Source organism: Streptomyces sp. NPDC001156 (assembly GCF_053598275.1).
In genome coordinates, this window is the sequence record NZ_JBSFJX010000193.1 from 1 (window position 1) to 15,010 (window position 15,010).

The window sequence follows — 15,010 nt, forward strand, 5'->3', positions numbered from 1 at the left end:
CTGGTTCATGGATCGCCGCCGGGCCACCTTGAGCAGCTGCTCGCGATGGCTCCACATGCGCTGCCAACGCTCGTCGGCGGCCGCCGTGTCCGCAGATATGTCCGTCGCCATGAGGGCCCCTCCGCACTCACCCGCCGGTCCTGTGCTTCCGGCCGGCGGCGACATTACCCCCGAGTAGCCGCAGTTGCGGAGGGGCAGACGCCCATCGTGTTCCAGCCGTTGCCAGTGGACAGCGGCCGGCGTCGGGCAGCATGAGGGTCGGTTCGGGGGTGCTGCAGATACGGAGGGTGAGGATGCAGCGGAGGCACTCATCGGGTGCTCACCTCCGGCTTGAACACCTTCTGCGCCAATCCGCGTCTGCTCACATCTCCTGGCGTCTACGACCGGGTCTTCGTTTCCCCGTTGGCCCGGCAAAAGATGGACGCTGTGAGCAGGTGCCCTGGTACCTCTGCCCGGAGCCGTAGGCGCGCTCGCGCCCTGGAGGAGGAATGCTGCGGCCCCTACCGCGACGCATTCGGCCTGTGCACCGGCTGCGCCCTGAGAGGCCGCGTCGGACGCCGCTGCGCGGCCGACGACCCGACCGCTCCCGCGAGTCCCTGCGCGCCCCGTACACCCAGCCCTGGTAGTGGGTGCCCTGCCCGCACGCCTGCGGCTACGTCGGCCAGCCCGAGATCCGCCCGAGCATCCTGTACGGACTCATCCCGCACATCAGCCCCTCCGCCACGCCAGCCGACATCAACGACCCCCGCTGACCTCTTGGTCAGCGGGGGTGGGAGGCAGCCTTCAAGTTCCAGCAACTGCCGCTGCACCCGTCGTGCAGAGGCGGGAAGCGGTGCCCCTTAACGTCGGTGCTCCACTCAAGGGAAAACGTGGCCGCCCCCGAAGGCGTCCCGGCATGCTCTACGCCGACCGCGGCCACGACTACGACACCTACCGCCGAGACCTGCGCGACCTGGGCATTCGCCCCGTCATCGGCCGCCGCGGCGTCGAGCACGGCTCCAGCCTGGGCGTCCACCGCTGGGTCGTCGAAGCGGAATTCCGCCCTCCTGCACTGGCTCCGCCGCCTACGCATCCGCTGAGAGGCCCGCGACGACATTCACGAAGCGTTCCTGACCCGCCGACGCCAGCAGCGCGCCGGCGTCCGCGACGAACGGGCCGCCACCGACGCGGGCGAGCAGGTCGCCGCCACAGCCCGGCCCAAGCCGAAGGCCCAGGCCAACTTCACCGACCCCGACTCACGGATCATGAAGAACAGCGACGGCGCCTACATCCAGGCCTACAGCGCCCAGGCCGTCATCGACGAGCAGCATCAGGTCATCACCGCCGCCGACGTGACGACCAACGCGTCCGACGCGCTGAACTACACCAGCATGCTCGACCAGTCCGCGCGCAACACCGGCGCCCACCCCAGGCAGGCCCTGGTCGACGCCGGCTACTGCTCCGAGACGAACCTCGAAGCCGCGAAGGAACGCCAACTGGCCTGTGGCACCGACACGTTCATGGCCACTGGCCGCCTCGGTCACGACGAATAGGTCCCGCCCGCACCCCGCGGACGCATCCCCAAGAACGCGACCTTGAAGGAGCGTATGGCCCGCAAGCTGCGGACCAAGCCCGGACGGGCCGCCTACAGCCGCCGCAAGGCCATCGTCGAACCCGTCTTCGGGCAGATCATGACCTGCCACAACGGCCGCCAGCTCCTCCTACGCGGCGAGGACGGCGCCCGAGGAGAGTGGCGCCTGCTGGCCGCCTGCCACAACTTCCGCAAGATCTTCCGACACGCCGGATCAGCCGGTCACACCGCGGCGAACGCCTGACCGGCCCGGCCGTCAGCCCCCGTCCGGTCGATTCCCGAACCGAAAGGACCCGCCACCGCCGCCGCAGAACACCGGCCGGGCGACCGCGATCGATCCCAGCGATCACGACCACCCGGTCAGTTACCCGTTACTGAGACATGCTCCTACGGGAACGAGGTGGTCGATGTCCAGGCGCGGGGGCCGGAGATCTGGCGGTCGTCGTAGGGGGAGCACCCCTCGCCTCCGGTCAGGGTGCAGTTCGGCCCCTGCTCGGGGGCGGTGACGGCTTCGGCTTTGAGGACTTCGGCGCGGGTGTTGCAGCCGTCGTGGTCGGCGTCGGTCTAGTGCTTGAACTACGTACGTTTCGTAGCCGGTGCGGTTATCCCCCCGTACGGGGAGCGCGGCCAGGGCGTCGTGGACGGGCAGGGCCACCGTCTGCCCCGGCGCCCGCACCGGTTGGCGCGGGAGGGAGGCGGCGCCCGGGCCGGGACATGCCCCGGGGCGGCCGGATTCGTTCTCCGCCCGCCCCCGGTCCGGCGTCGGTCCGGCGCACCCGCGCTACGCGTTCCTGACGCGCGGGAACGACCGGCGTCCGAGGCCGGCGCATGCCTCCTGCCGTCAGGGCTCCTGGACCAGGTACCTGACACTGTCAACGACGAACTCGCCGTACCGCAGGGCCGATCCGACGGCCTCCAGCCTTGTGTACTGCTCTGAGGACAGCGAGGCTTCGGGGGCGCATCTAATAACTCTCAGCAGCACCCGGAACGCCACGTCCGGGGTGCAGTGGCGCGCGCAGTCGGTGAGTGCCGACCGCACCTCGGCCGTGAGGAACCGGGCGCCCTCGATCTCGGCGACGACCGCGTCGAGGCAGGCGGTGCCGTCCTCGGCGTCCGCCCCCGTGAGCGCGTGTACATCCGCGTTCGCCGACAGCCGGGCGTCACACAGGCCGACGACCGTGCGCGTCCACTCGGCTCCGCCTCCCAGACGTTCGAAGCCCGGCATGTACTGCGCCCCGGCGTCCCACAGCACCTCCAGCGTCGGGGAGGGAAGGCCGCCGAGAACCCGTGCGTCACGGCGCACGGCCAGTGCCTCCTCGTCGACCGACTCCGCGAGGTGTTTGGCGACGACGTCGGCAGCCGTGTCCCCGTCGTGGATCCAGTCCTGATGGAAGGAAGCCATGACCCTCGACACACCGAAGTCGAACAGCGTAAAGCGTGGCATCGTGCCTCACCTTCTCACTTCGGGTAACACGTCTGCACGTAGAAGCCGGCCTTGTGCCCCTTGGCGCGCACGAGCTTGATGTAGTACCCGCTGCCCGCCACCTTCATAGACCCGTCCGGGTAGTAGACCTTGCCGAGCGAGTTCTTCGCCCCGAAGAAGCCCTCGAAGTCCAGGTCCGGGTCCCTGGTCTTCGAGAGCCAGGTCTTGATCCGGTTCGCGTTGTTGGCCAGTGCGTAGTCGACGACCTGCTGGGCGGTCTGCTGGTCGACGAACAGGCTGTTGGGCGTGGTGCGCCCGTACTTCGCCGTCTTCTCGATGGCCAGTTCCTTGGCCCTCTCCGGGCTGACGATCCCGGCCGTGTGCTCGTCGAGCGTGTGGGCCTGCCCGGAGAACTTCTGTCCGTCGGCCACGAGGTCGCTGCAGTTGTGGACCAGGACCGGGCTGTCACCCGCCACGGCGTAGAAGGTGTGCAGGCCGGAGACGGTCAGGTCGTACACCGTCCGCGGGGTCGCCTCGTGCCGGTCGGTCACCGCTGCCACGGTGCGCACGCCGCCCGGGGTACGCAGGGCGTCCCCAGGGCGAAGGACGGAGGCCAGAGTCCAGCCGCGACCGGACACGAAGATCCGGTGCCCGGGGGTGCTGGTGAGGCGGCCGCCGTCGGTCAGCGTCACCTCGACCAGGTCGTCGGCGCCGTGCCGGAAGGTACGGGTGACGGGCTCGCCCTGCGTGCGTCCGGTCTCCGGGTCGGAGGTCAGCAGCAGTTCGCCGGTCCGCACGTCACGCAGCGCCTTGCGGCTGCCGTCGGCCAGGACCACTTCGGTGGTGCCGGGGAAGCTGTTGACCCGACAGGCGGTCACAACCTCTTCGTAGATCTCCACCTCCCTCTCGATCGCGGCGACCGCCGCCGCGTCGACGCCTTCGATCGCCTTGAGCGCCTTAAGGGCGTCCCGGACACCGATGCCGGTGGCGAACGCTGCGTCCACGGCGCGCAGCGCGTCCGCGATGGGCCGGATGGCCTTGCCCGCGAACAGGGGGGCCACGTCCACAGCCGCCCAGGCGCATCCGCCCCAGCTTCCACTCTCTCCGCCGGGGGTGAGCTTCTGGGCGCACTTGATCCAGCTGCCGAAGAGGATGTCGACCGGGTCGATGTTGCTCTGGTACTCCTCGATCGTGATGGTGTGCGTGACCGTCTGGGACAGTTCCTTGGTCCGGATCTGGCCGATGTAGTCCGTGGCCTCGGAGGGGCAGGTGAACTTCTGCGGGTCCAGGTCCTGCGCGGTGCACAGGTACAAGTCGAGGACCGCTACGTACCGGATCTTCTCGGTGATGGTGCAGTCACCCTTGTAGAAGAGCTTGTCGATCCAGCCGTCGCAGCCGTCCGTCTTGTTGACGACTTTCGGGTCGCCGACCTTCTCGATGTGGTCGATGACGTAGAACACGTTGCCGATCGAGCCGCCGTTGCCGTCGGGGACGGTGCCGGTGTCGATCTGCTTAGCCTTTCCTGCTGCCACTCGCCGGACGCCTGCGCCACCTCCTTGCCGAGCACCCGGTTCGGGTCGATCGGGTCGTGCCAGGCGCACGAAGCGAACCGGGACTTCAGATCCTCGACCGCGATGCGGAACTCCGGGGTGTCCGGCGTCGGCGCGGTCCTGGGGAAGCCGCCGGAGGCGAGGAAGATGCGGGCGTCGTCGTCGAACACCCGCGGAACGAATAGCTCGTTGGGGACGGCGTTTCCGGAGTTCTTCTTCCAGAGCTTCCAGGCTTCCTGCTCCTCGCTCGTCCCACTGCTGGTGTACAGCGGGTCCCCGATGGCGAGGGCGGCCTTTTTGGTCTTGTCGTCCGCCTGCGGTGAGGGGTCGTAGAACGGTGACAGCAAGTCGACCGACTTGAAGTACGACTGGTAGAGCCAGGGAAGCATCCCCGTTTTGTCGAAGATCTTCTCCGCTTTGGGAGAGCCGGGGTAGTCGTCCAGGCCGCTGACGGTGTTCTTCCATGACAGGTCGGTGTCCTCGGCCTTCTTCACCCAGGCGTCGGAGTCGTCACTGTCCTTCTGCCATGCCTGAGTGAATGCACCGGTGCCGTAGGTGCGGTCTGCCTTCTGATGCAGTTGGTCCGCCGGCAGCGGCAGGGAGGTGTTGGCCAGGCTGTACAGGTTCGGCCCGCCTCTGCGCAGGCCGTCGGCCATCAGGCACTGGTCCAGGCGTAATTGCTCGGCGGCTTGGGTGTCGTATCCGTCGTAGGAGTCGGCGACCGGGCTAGTCTGCGGATCACGGTCGGAGGTCGGCTCCGGGTGCACCGCCATGGTGGCGAGGAGAGCGAGGGAGGCAAGCGGGACGACCGGAGTCGCCAGGCCCGCCATCCATCTGGGGCGTTTGCCCTGCTTTCGTACAGGTCTACGCAACACGCGCAGCCCTCTCTGTAGGGGGTGGCTGCTTCAGGCGCACTCCCGGGAGGGGAACGTCAGGCCCGCGTGAGTTCTGGGACCTCATGTTGTTTGGCGCTTCCCCCCAGGGACGCGCCGATCACTCCGGGGCAAGCGGACTGGTCAGGTCCTTCCAGGAGCGGACGCCACCATAGACACGTCGGTGATCCACTGGGCAAGGGCGTTGTCACACAGGGCAATTACGCCTGGCAACCGTGGCACCCACGAGGGAACTGGGCGGATGCTGTGTGGAGCTTGTGAGAACCGCCTTGTCGACCTCTTACCGAACCGACGCCTTCCATACCCTCCGTCACTGTGAGATCAACATCACAGTCGGAATGGAGCCTGGAGCAAGCGAGAGACCTCGCCGCGTTGAGGATCAGACTCTAGGTCGGCCAGCCGGAGATGTCGGCCGTCCTGCACGGACTGGTCTCGCAGAAAAGCCTGAGCCTCTAGCGTGTCCTCAGCGGCTTCTACAGGGCCGGAGACGGCCGAGGGCCTCAACCGTGATGAGGGCCGGGGCGTTTGTCGCCCCCAAGGGGTCTGCGGTGCTCACCGCTTCGACGGCCGCAGCTGACCTCAGCCGACTCCCCCACCCTCGTTCCCATGGGCTCGCGGGAGCCCTCATGGGAACGTCATGGGAACGGAAGGCCGAGTAAAGGCGGGGAAGGATCGGACGGGGACGGAAGGACTCAGCTCGCTGACCAGGAGGAACGGTGAACCCCGGGGAAAATCACCACAGAGAGGGACACCTATAGGGTCTCTCCTAAAGCAGGTGTCGCAGGTTCGAATCCTGCCGGGGGCACACGATGAAGGGCCAGTTCAGAGGCTTGATTCCCTCGAACTGGCCCTTTCGCATGATCGCGGGCGTGCCACTCACGTGCCACAAGGTCCGCTGTTGGAGGAGCTACCGACGGTGATCGCACTGTGAACAACCTGATCATCTGCATCCCCGCGACAGTGCAGCCGGCCGATCTGGTGGAGCCACTGTCGGCGATCGGAGAGGTCGGCCTTCATCCGGACGCGGTGACCGTCGCCAGAGGTGTGGGGGGTGGGTCGGCCCTTGACTTCCCCGCTTCCACAACACCGTGCCCGATGTCCGCCTCCTGTTTGGAGACGCCAGCCGGAGGAGCAAGGCATCCTTGCCAAGGACCGACACCGGTTGGACGGTACCCGACTCGGCCCTGACCGACTGGACCGCCCTGACTCACCGCTGCCACACAGCAGCCAAGTACAGCAGCCACCGCACCCGAAGGTGGCTATCGACTGCCGTCGATGACCCCGCGACCAGCGTCCTGGGCGCGCCTCGACCGACCCACCTAAACCATGGACGTTGCGCGTGCCCTAGGCCCTCCCCGCCGATCCACAGGTACTTGCTGCGTTCTCGGGCCGTCTCGGCTTCGCAAAAGGTCACCAGGGCTCACATCAGCACACAGGTGGCGTTCGGCGTGCGTCTCACCAGCGACGCGGACTACCACGGCGACGGTGCCACCCGCGAAGACTGTCTTGGGGTGTTCGTCCACGAAGTCCTGCCGCCCCTGTCGTGACCGTGACTTGCCCCCTGTCCTGTGCCATTGATTCGAATGATCGCTGTCCCGCCTCACATGACCTGGGTCGCTGAACACGAGCTTGTTGAGTACACATACTCATGTGCAGCGGGAGGCTTACTCGGAGGCTGTGCACATGACACGAACTGCTGCCCTGACCAGCACGGTTGCCCGCTCCCCGCGCCGCTCACGGCGCGTCCTCGCGCTGACGGCCTTCGCCGCTCTGTCGCTCGCCGCTTGCGGCATCGAGAAGACAAGTGCCGCGGGATCGCAGGGCAAGGCCGCCGAAGCCGTCGGCGCTCCGCACCCCGAGGTGCCCGCCAGCTCGGATCAACAGGCAGCTTTCACCGCGATGTTGAACAAGGTTGCGCAGTCGTGTCCCTCGGGCCCCTCGTCGGCGAAGACGCTGCCGACCGATGATCCCGCGACCGAGGCCCTTGAGGCGCCCCGCGCCCCCACGGGCCCGGAGGCGGAGCTGGACGCTCGCGACTGGTGCGCGAGCACCCTCCATGAAGAGCGCATCGCCCAGGCGCTCTGGGATCTGACAGACCCCACCCCCGCCAAAGTCAGGAAGATACTGAACGGCCTCGGCTACACCGACGAACGCATCCACGACCTCAAGCAGTCCGGCGCGACCACGCGGTTCTTTCTCGACCTGCGTGTCAAGGGTGGCCGGCTCTGTCTGGAGGGTTCAGCGGCCAGCGAGGAGACCACCGTCGATGCGTGCGTGGCCCCCGAGACCGGACCGTTCACGCCGAGCAAGTGGAAGCACTGACCACACCTAGTACTTAGGCGCCCTGTGCCACCCAAACTCTGATGGCACAGAGCTGATGATCAGCAACATCCGCGGCAACGATCAAGGCTCGATGGCACAGGAGACCCCACTTTCTCCTGTGTCATTGAACGTTGAGCGCGCGCCATCGAAGTTTGAGTGACGTGGATCACTAAAGATCTACGTGGCGCACGCAACTGCGGCCTACGTCGTCGCTGTCTGACAGGGAGTGGGCCTGTCTGGGCCGGGGAGCGAGAGAGCGGAGCAGGTCGTGGGAGGGCGCAGGGGTGGCATAGGGATTGCACTCGTCACGGTCGCGATGCTGGTGGGCGCCAGTGGCTGCGGCGGGGGCGGCAGTGACAAGGCGAGCGGAGGCGACGCAAAGGCGTCGGGAAAGGCGAGTGCGAGTGCCTCGCCGTCACCGACGAAGCCTGCGGGCCCGCCGATGCTGCTGGAGACGATCACCCCGCAGACGGGAACCACGGTCGGAGTGGCCATGCCGATCTCAGTGGTCTTCACGAACCCGGTGGCGGCGAAGGCACGGGCCACGGTCGAGAAGCACATGAAGGTGAGCGCCTCGCAGCCGGTGGCCGGCGCCTGGCACTGGATGGGCGACAGGCGCGCCGACTGGCGGCCGAAGACATACTGGCCCTCCGGCACGCAGGTGAAGATCGACGCTGACCTGAAGGGCGTCAGCAACGGCAACGGACGCTACGGCGTGCACGGCTACACACACACCTTCAAGATCGGCGACGACGTGCGCGCGGAGGTCTCGGTGACCGGCCACACCATGAAGGTGACCCGGAACGGCAAGGCGCTACGAACCCTGTCGATCAATGCAGGCAGCGCCCAGTATCCGACGTGGAACGGCACGATGGCCGTCATCGACAAGCAGGAGAAGGTCCACATGACCTCCTGCAGCGTTGGCATCAGCTGCGACAAGGGCAGCCCCAACTACTACGATCTGACGCTTCCCTGGGACGTCCACCTCACCCAGTCCGGCACGTATGTGCACTACTCGACCGGCGACCCCACTCCGGGCAGCGGCAGCGCCCGCGGCTCGCACGGCTGCGTCCATTTGTCCATGTCGGACGCCAAGTGGTTCTACGGTCAGGTCAAGCAGGGCGACCCGGTCACCATCACTGGCTCGCCCCGTGCCAAGGCCCCGGCCGACAACGGCTACGCCGACTTCAACCTGGGATGGGACCAGTGGCTCGCTGGCAGCGCGTCCGGGGAGCAGACGACCGCGACGCTGTGACGCGCTGCGGCGGCGCTGTTCCCGCTGTCGCCACCCGTTCTGCGGGAGGGCCCGCAGCTCGCCCGGGGCGGCGATCGGCGTCGGCCGGACCGGGCTACCGGGTTATGCCCGCATCTTCTAAGCACTGGCTCCAGCCGTTGGTGGGATGCCGGTGCTTTGCGGCTCCTGACGGCAGAAGATGACGGCATTGGTGACCGCCCGGGGTGCCACACACGCGCCAGAAGGTGCCGCTACTCGTGGTCAATGAGGGAGCCGGTGGGGCAGTCTTCCAAACTGGTGCTCTGCGCCGGATGAGACAGCCCTTGTCAAGACTGCGTGCGGCGGCTGACACCAGCGGCTGACACCAACAAGCCCGAACAGCAGCGGTCTGCGCCGGACCTCAGTGGACGATCGGCCGAGGCGCAGGCCCGGTTGGCCGACGTCGACGGTCCCCTGTGATCGACCTGATAAGGATGAGGCCACAGGTTCAAATCCTGTTAGACCGACCAGCGAAAAGACCCCCGGATCGCTCGGTCCGGGGATCTTTAACGTCACTCGCCCAAAGGTGTCTTCGACCCGCAGGGCTATGATCGCCAGAGTGGATGACACGCAGATACCCCGAGCTCTGACCAGTGAGGCGCAGCTCCGAGAGTTGTACGCGACCCCCGGAGAGCGGGCGGTACGCAAAGAACTCGACCACATCGACGAGATGTCGCGCCGCCTCATCGCGGTCTCGCCCGTGGTGTTCGTCGCCACCAGCGATGCCGATGGCCGCTGCGACGTGGCCCCTCGGGGCGGCACCCCCGGTTTCGTCACGGTCCTCGACGAGCGTCATGTAGTGATTCCGGACGCCACGGGGAACAATCGGCTGGATAGCTATCGCAATATCCTGGCCAACGGGCACGCCGGGCTCAACTTCGTCATCCCTGGCCGGGACACGACGCTTCGTGTCAACGGCGCAGCCTGGATCACGGCCGATGAAGACCTGCTGGCGCGGCTAACCCCGGTCGGCAAGCCGCCGAAAACTGCGCTGGTCGTGCGGGCCGACGAAGTGTACGTCCACTGCGCTAAGGCGTTCGTCCGGTCGAAGATCTGGCACCCCGAGGCATGGCCGCTCAAGGAGGAGCAGCCGACGCCGGCCGAGGTCGCTCTTGCTCATCAGCGCGACCCCCACTTGACGCTCGCCGAGGTCGAGCAGGATCAGCGTGACTCCCTCCTGCACCGACTGGCCTGACATCGATTCGCCGCGGCGACACGCATCAGGTGTTGAGTCCTGGTTTCCGGGCCGTCCCTGGGCCGCGCGAGGCGAACCGACGTTGACAAACGATGACAGTCGGCGACCATGTCGGCGCACGTCAGAGCGATACCCCCTGGCAGGACCCGAGGTGGGAGACTTGGCGCATCACTTCCAGAAGAACTGGTGTCCCCCAGCGAGTTCTTGGTTCGGCCCCTGAAACTCCACCGCCCGCGGAGCCTCCCGGTGGCCCGTGCCAGACTCCGCGCCATGACGAATGAACTCCGGCCCGGCACGGCGCTTGTCACGGTGATCGGTCGTGAATTCGCGGCCGTAGACGCAGTGGACGAGAGTCTCACCGACGCCTTTCCGTATGCCGGACCCATGCGCGACAGCATCACCGAGGAGGGGATCTGTCGCACCTTGCTACTGCAGATCAGCGGACCGATCGATGAGCAGCCCAGGCAGGCCCTGCCACCAGTGCCTCCAGTCGACGTCACCGACCTGAACGAGGACCAAGCAAAAGTACACGTAGCCGCGACGTCCGAAGACGACGCGCTCGCCGCTATGGGCATCGTCTCGTCGGGGCTAACGCTAGTCGGTGAGCCGATCTTCGGCACGAATGGTGAGGTCGCCTTCACAGTTGCCAGGAGCTGATGCGGCCTCCACCGTGCCAGACGGACCGGGAAGCAACGGGGCCCGTGGACATAGTCAAGGGTCCAGTTGATGTCTGACATCAACGTCTGACACCAACAGCAGCGTACGAGGGCGGTCGGCGCCGACCGCCAGCGGCCAGCCGGTCGCAGCGTGGAGCGCGGCGACCGACGTCGACAGACCCGGTGATCGACCTGATCAGGATGAGGCCACACCTCAAAGCCTGTGTTCAGCGCCCGCCCGTATGGGCAGCCAGGGGACCGGAGACGCGGCCGATACAGTCAGGGCAGGACAGGTCGCGGCGCGCGCCTCCGGGGTCTTGTCGGACCTTGGATGAGGTCCGGTGGTGCAGGGAGGACGGTGCCTCGTCGATATCGCTCGGGGCGGGCTCGTAGATGGGTATGTCCTCAATTTCTTGACGCTGACGGATGACGCACTCCGCGCGTCACCTCCTGCCTCACTAATTGACAGGTCACAACCTGAAGGTGTGACACGCCCTGCCTGAAGTCCCCCAGGACTGGGTAGTTACTGAGGGTTAATTCGTGATGTCGTCTCGCCGCTCAGGCTGCTCTGATGGTCAGCCAGGTCTGTGCCAGGCAGGCAAGCCCGACGACTTCGTCGACGCCTTTGCGCGCCGCATCGCCGACTTCGACAAGGTCGCAATATCCGAGACGAAGCGCCTCACCGAACGGATCAGAAGGTCACACCGCCCACGTGACGACTCGGCCATACACCGGGCCGTCTCAGTTCCCGTCTCATTCAGCCCCCGTTACGGTCGTTCAGGCGGGACCCGAAGCCGTCCCAGCGCGGAGGGCCAGGCGGCCTGGAACCCAGGTGAACTCCCCTGGACGCGGCCATGACAGGTGCCAGCACATTGGACAACGTGTTGGAGGCAACCCCTCACGAGTTCGAATCTCGTATCCTCCGCAGCCGCCTGAACAGGCGAGACGAAGCGGCCCCGCTGATCACAGCGGGGCCGCTTCGTTGTTCACTCAGCCGTCGTTGTCCTGGTTTTTGTCCACAGACGGTGTTTCCGGCGCTCCCCAGATGGCTCGGCTCGATCTTTCGGGCCGCCTCCTTCAACATGGGGTCGGTCACATGCAGGTACCGCGCCCGCATCCAGGCGGCGCCTCCCGGCTCCCATCCCATGATCTGGTCGATCACGCTGAGCGCCACGCGTCTCGCGCCTTCCTTTGCGTGGGTCACTTGATGCACCGGGCGATTGGTGGGGTGTTGTCGCGGCCATGGCCCGGCTGGGTGGTCACTGTGCCGTCATAGGCTCCGGTGCGTTGTGGGCGCGACGGTAGGCCAGTGGTGACAGGCCCAGGTGCGTGTGGAAGTGCTTGCGCAGTGCGACAGGGTCGCCGAAGCCGCAGGCGGTGGCGATCCGCGCGACGGTGAGGTCGGTGGACTCCAGCAGCAGGCGCGCGTGGGCCAGCCGCCGCTGCGCCAGCCACTTCAGCGGGCTGCTGCCCACCTCGCTGCGGAACCGCCGGGTAAAGGTGCGCACGCTCATGTGCGCGTGCCGGGCCATGTCCTCCAGTGTGATCGGCTCGGCGAGCCGGTCCAGCGCCCACTGCCGGGTCGCCGAAGTGGAACGGCCGGTGTCCTGCGGAACGGGGTGCTCAATGAACTGCGCCTGCCCGCCCTCGCGCCACGGCGCCACCACGCAGCGGTGCGCGGCGGCCGAGGCCACAGCCGCCCCGTGGTCCAGACGGACCAGGTGCAGGCACAGGTCGATGCCGGCTGCTCCGCCGGCGGACGTCAGGATGCGTCCGTTGTCGACGAACAGCACGTCCGGATCGACCTCGACGTCCGGGAACAGCCGCGCCAGCGCGTCACACAGCGCCCAGTGCGTGGTGGCCCGCCGACCGTACAGCAGACCGGCCGCCGCGAGCAGGAAGGCCGACGTGCACAGGCTGACGATACGGGTCCGCGGCCCTATCCGGTCCAGCGCCGCAGCGAGTTCCTCGGGGAGCGCGCCGGTCGCGAGCAGGCGCTCGCTGGGCTCCTGCGTGGCCAGAACGACGGTGTCCGCAGTCTCCAGCGCCGACTCGTCGTGGTCGACGACGATCCGGTAGTCCTCGTGCGTGCGTACCGGCCGGCCGCCGAGGGAGCAGGTGACGACGGAGTACAGACGAGTCCCGTCCGGTTCACAGGCCTCGTTGAACACCCGGGCCGGGATGCCCAGGTCCAGCGGCAGGACTCCGTCGAGGGCGAGAACGGCAACACGATGCGGCATGGCCGGAATAGTACGACAGGTGACTCTCCGGCCACTCACCCGCCTCCGCGAGCACACGCCACTGTTTCTTTTGCCGGACCGCGGTCCGGCAAAAGAAACAGTGAGACGGACATGAGCGAGGACGAAATGAGTGAGCACACCATGCGGGCTGTCACCGTCACGGAGTTCGGCGGGCCGGAGGTGCTGACCGTCGAGGAGGTCGTGCGCCCCGAGCCGCTGCCGACCGAGGTGCTGGTGCGAGTGCACGCCGCCGGCGTCAACCCGGTGGACTGGAAGACCCGCGAGGGTCAGGGCATGGCGGGACTGCAGAGGTTCCCGCTGATCCTGGGCTGGGACGTTTCCGGTGTCGTCGAGGAGGTCGGCTTCGGCGTCACCACGCTCGCGCCCGGCGACGAGGTGTACGGCATGCCGTGGTTCCCGCGCGCCGCCGGCGGCTACGCCGAGTACGTGACCGCCCCGGCCCGCCAGTGGGCCCGCAAGCCGGCCACCCTGGACCACGTGCACGCGGCCGCCGTGCCGCTGGCGGCGCTGACCGCCTGGCAGACCGTGGTCGACACCGCCCACGTGCAGGCCGGCCAGCGCGTCCTGATCACGGCCGCCGCCGGCGGGGTGGGCCACTTCGCGGTCCAGTTCGCCCGGCACCTGGGCGCCCACGTGATCGCCACCGCCAGCGCCGCACGCCACCCCTGGCTCAAGGAGCTCGGCGCCGACGAGACCATCGACTACACCACCACCCGCTTCGAGGACGCCACCAAGGACATCGACGTCGTCATCGACCTGGTGGGCGACGCCCACGACCAGACCAGCACCCGCTCGCTCAAGGTCCTGCGCCCGGGCGGCCTGCTGGTCGCCGTCCCGGCCGGCGTCTCCCCGGAACTGGCCGCGGCCGCCGAGGCGGCAGGCGTGCGGGTCACCCCGTACCTGGTCGAGCCGGACGGCGCGGGGCTGACCACGATCGCAGGCCTGATCGACGCCGACGAGGTCGCCGTCGAGGTGGAGGAAACCTTCCCGCTGGAGCAGGCCGGCGCGGCCCACGCCCGCCTCGAGGCCGGCCGCACCCGCGGCAAGGTAGTCCTCACCGTCGCCAACTGACCACCCTCGCCGGCAGTTTGGAGTAGCACCGTGTACTACGAGATCCGCCGCTACGAGGCCCAGCCCGGACGTCGCGAGGAGTGGGTGCGTTACATGGAGGACGTGGTCATCCCGTTCCAGGCCTCGCTGGGCATGGACGTGACCGCCTCCTTCGTCGATGCCCAGGATGAGGACGGCTACGTGTGGATCCGCCGGTTCGAGGACGAGGCCCAGAGCGAGGCCCTGTACGCGGCCGTCTACCAGCACGACCGCTGGAAGAACGAGATCGGGCCGGTCGTCTACAGCCTGCTGATCCCCGAGAAGACCGTCGTCACCCGCGTGGTCCCCACCCCGGCCTCACCCCTGCGGTGACCCGGCTTACGGCCGCTTCATCCGCCACCGCACAGCACCGCAACAAAGGAACCTTCATGAGCACCGACACATTGCAGGCGTCGGTGCCCGCCTCGTCGGTCGCCCAGGCCACCGCCGGCGCACTCATCGCGGCGGTACACACCGCCGCTGCCCGGATCGGCTTCGCGGCGGCCCTCGCTGTCACCGACCATGGCGTGCATCTGAAGGCATTCGACCACCCACAACCCGAGGGCCCAGGAGCACCCGGCCACCGCGCCGGGCCCTCGGCATGCCCAACATCCGACGGCAGCTCCACGGCCTCCGAAACAGGGATCACCCCGGAGCAGCCGACGCGAACCGAAACGGAAAGGCTAAGCCTCGATCCACCGACCGATGCCTGTGGATGACGCTTGGGAAAATGAAGAAGTGCCTTGTGACCTGCGATGATGGGAGTTCTTTACGCTTC

General features: G+C 67.5%; 11 protein-coding genes and 2 pseudogenes. 8 read left to right on the top strand and 5 right to left on the bottom strand.

The genetic code is table 11. The features are described 5' to 3' along the window. Positions 1-1,115: 1,115 nt before the first annotated feature. Positions 1,116-1,814 (top strand): annotated as a pseudogene (locus tag ACWDA7_RS42090) (transposase); the annotation flags it as partial. A 597-nt stretch (positions 1,815-2,411) separates the two neighbouring features. On the opposite strand, the gene ACWDA7_RS42095 reads toward ACWDA7_RS42090, so the two are convergent. From ACWDA7_RS42095 to ACWDA7_RS42105, 3 genes are all read right to left on the bottom strand, one after another. After that, entirely contained in the window at positions 2,412-3,014 is a 603-nt protein-coding gene (locus tag ACWDA7_RS42095) for a hypothetical protein (RefSeq protein ID WP_450612031.1), read from the bottom strand. Between the two features lie 14 nt (positions 3,015-3,028). Continuing rightward, positions 3,029-4,060, bottom strand: coding sequence for a polymorphic toxin-type HINT domain-containing protein (locus ACWDA7_RS42100; protein ID WP_450612047.1), 1,032 nt, complete (start codon positions 4,058-4,060; stop codon positions 3,029-3,031). A gap of 257 nt (positions 4,061-4,317) precedes the next feature. Next, positions 4,318-5,373 (bottom strand): hypothetical protein, encoded by a 1,056-nt coding sequence (locus ACWDA7_RS42105; protein ID WP_450612033.1) that lies wholly within the window; start codon positions 5,371-5,373, stop codon positions 4,318-4,320. A gap of 1,746 nt (positions 5,374-7,119) precedes the next feature. Between ACWDA7_RS42105 and ACWDA7_RS42110 the strand changes: the two genes are divergently transcribed. From ACWDA7_RS42110 to ACWDA7_RS42125, 4 genes are all read left to right on the top strand, one after another. Then, positions 7,120-7,758 carry a hypothetical protein gene (locus tag ACWDA7_RS42110; protein ID WP_450612035.1) on the top strand — a complete coding sequence of 213 codons (639 nt, stop codon included), beginning with the start codon at positions 7,120-7,122 and terminating at the stop codon, positions 7,756-7,758. Positions 7,759-8,074: 316 nt separating this feature from the next. Then, positions 8,075-9,013: a L,D-transpeptidase gene (locus tag ACWDA7_RS42115; protein ID WP_450612049.1), complete on the top strand. Its 939-nt coding sequence runs from the start codon at positions 8,075-8,077 to the stop codon at positions 9,011-9,013. 577 nt (positions 9,014-9,590) lie between these two features. Beyond that, on the top strand, positions 9,591-10,226 hold the full coding sequence (locus ACWDA7_RS42120; RefSeq protein ID WP_450612037.1) for an MSMEG_1061 family FMN-dependent PPOX-type flavoprotein: 636 nt from the start codon (positions 9,591-9,593) through the stop codon (positions 10,224-10,226). Positions 10,227-10,496: 270 nt separating this feature from the next. After that, a complete protein-coding gene (locus tag ACWDA7_RS42125) occupies positions 10,497-10,883 on the top strand; it encodes a hypothetical protein (protein ID WP_450612039.1) in 387 nt (128 codons plus the stop codon). A gap of 989 nt (positions 10,884-11,872) precedes the next feature. Here ACWDA7_RS42125 and ACWDA7_RS42130 read toward each other — a convergent pair. Continuing rightward, a pseudogene (locus ACWDA7_RS42130) lies at positions 11,873-12,044 on the bottom strand (site-specific integrase); the annotation flags it as partial. 97 nt (positions 12,045-12,141) lie between these two features. After that, the gene (locus ACWDA7_RS42135) at positions 12,142-13,122 is read right to left on the bottom strand and encodes a GlxA family transcriptional regulator (protein ID WP_450612041.1); all 981 of its coding nucleotides are present in this window, start codon (positions 13,120-13,122) and stop codon (positions 12,142-12,144) included. A 126-nt stretch (positions 13,123-13,248) separates the two neighbouring features. Here ACWDA7_RS42135 and ACWDA7_RS42140 point away from each other — a divergent pair, with 126 nt between their 5' ends. From ACWDA7_RS42140 to ACWDA7_RS42150, 3 genes are read left to right on the top strand one after another with little or no spacing between them, the layout of a single operon-like run. After that, a complete protein-coding gene (locus tag ACWDA7_RS42140; RefSeq protein WP_450612051.1) occupies positions 13,249-14,214 on the top strand; it encodes an NADP-dependent oxidoreductase in 966 nt (321 codons plus the stop codon). 30 nt (positions 14,215-14,244) lie between these two features. Further along, positions 14,245-14,565 (top strand): NIPSNAP family protein, encoded by a 321-nt coding sequence (locus ACWDA7_RS42145; protein WP_450612043.1) that lies wholly within the window; start codon positions 14,245-14,247, stop codon positions 14,563-14,565. Between the two features lie 56 nt (positions 14,566-14,621). Beyond that, positions 14,622-14,951 (top strand): hypothetical protein, encoded by a 330-nt coding sequence (locus tag ACWDA7_RS42150; protein ID WP_450612045.1) that lies wholly within the window; start codon positions 14,622-14,624, stop codon positions 14,949-14,951. Positions 14,952-15,010 lie beyond the last annotated feature (59 nt).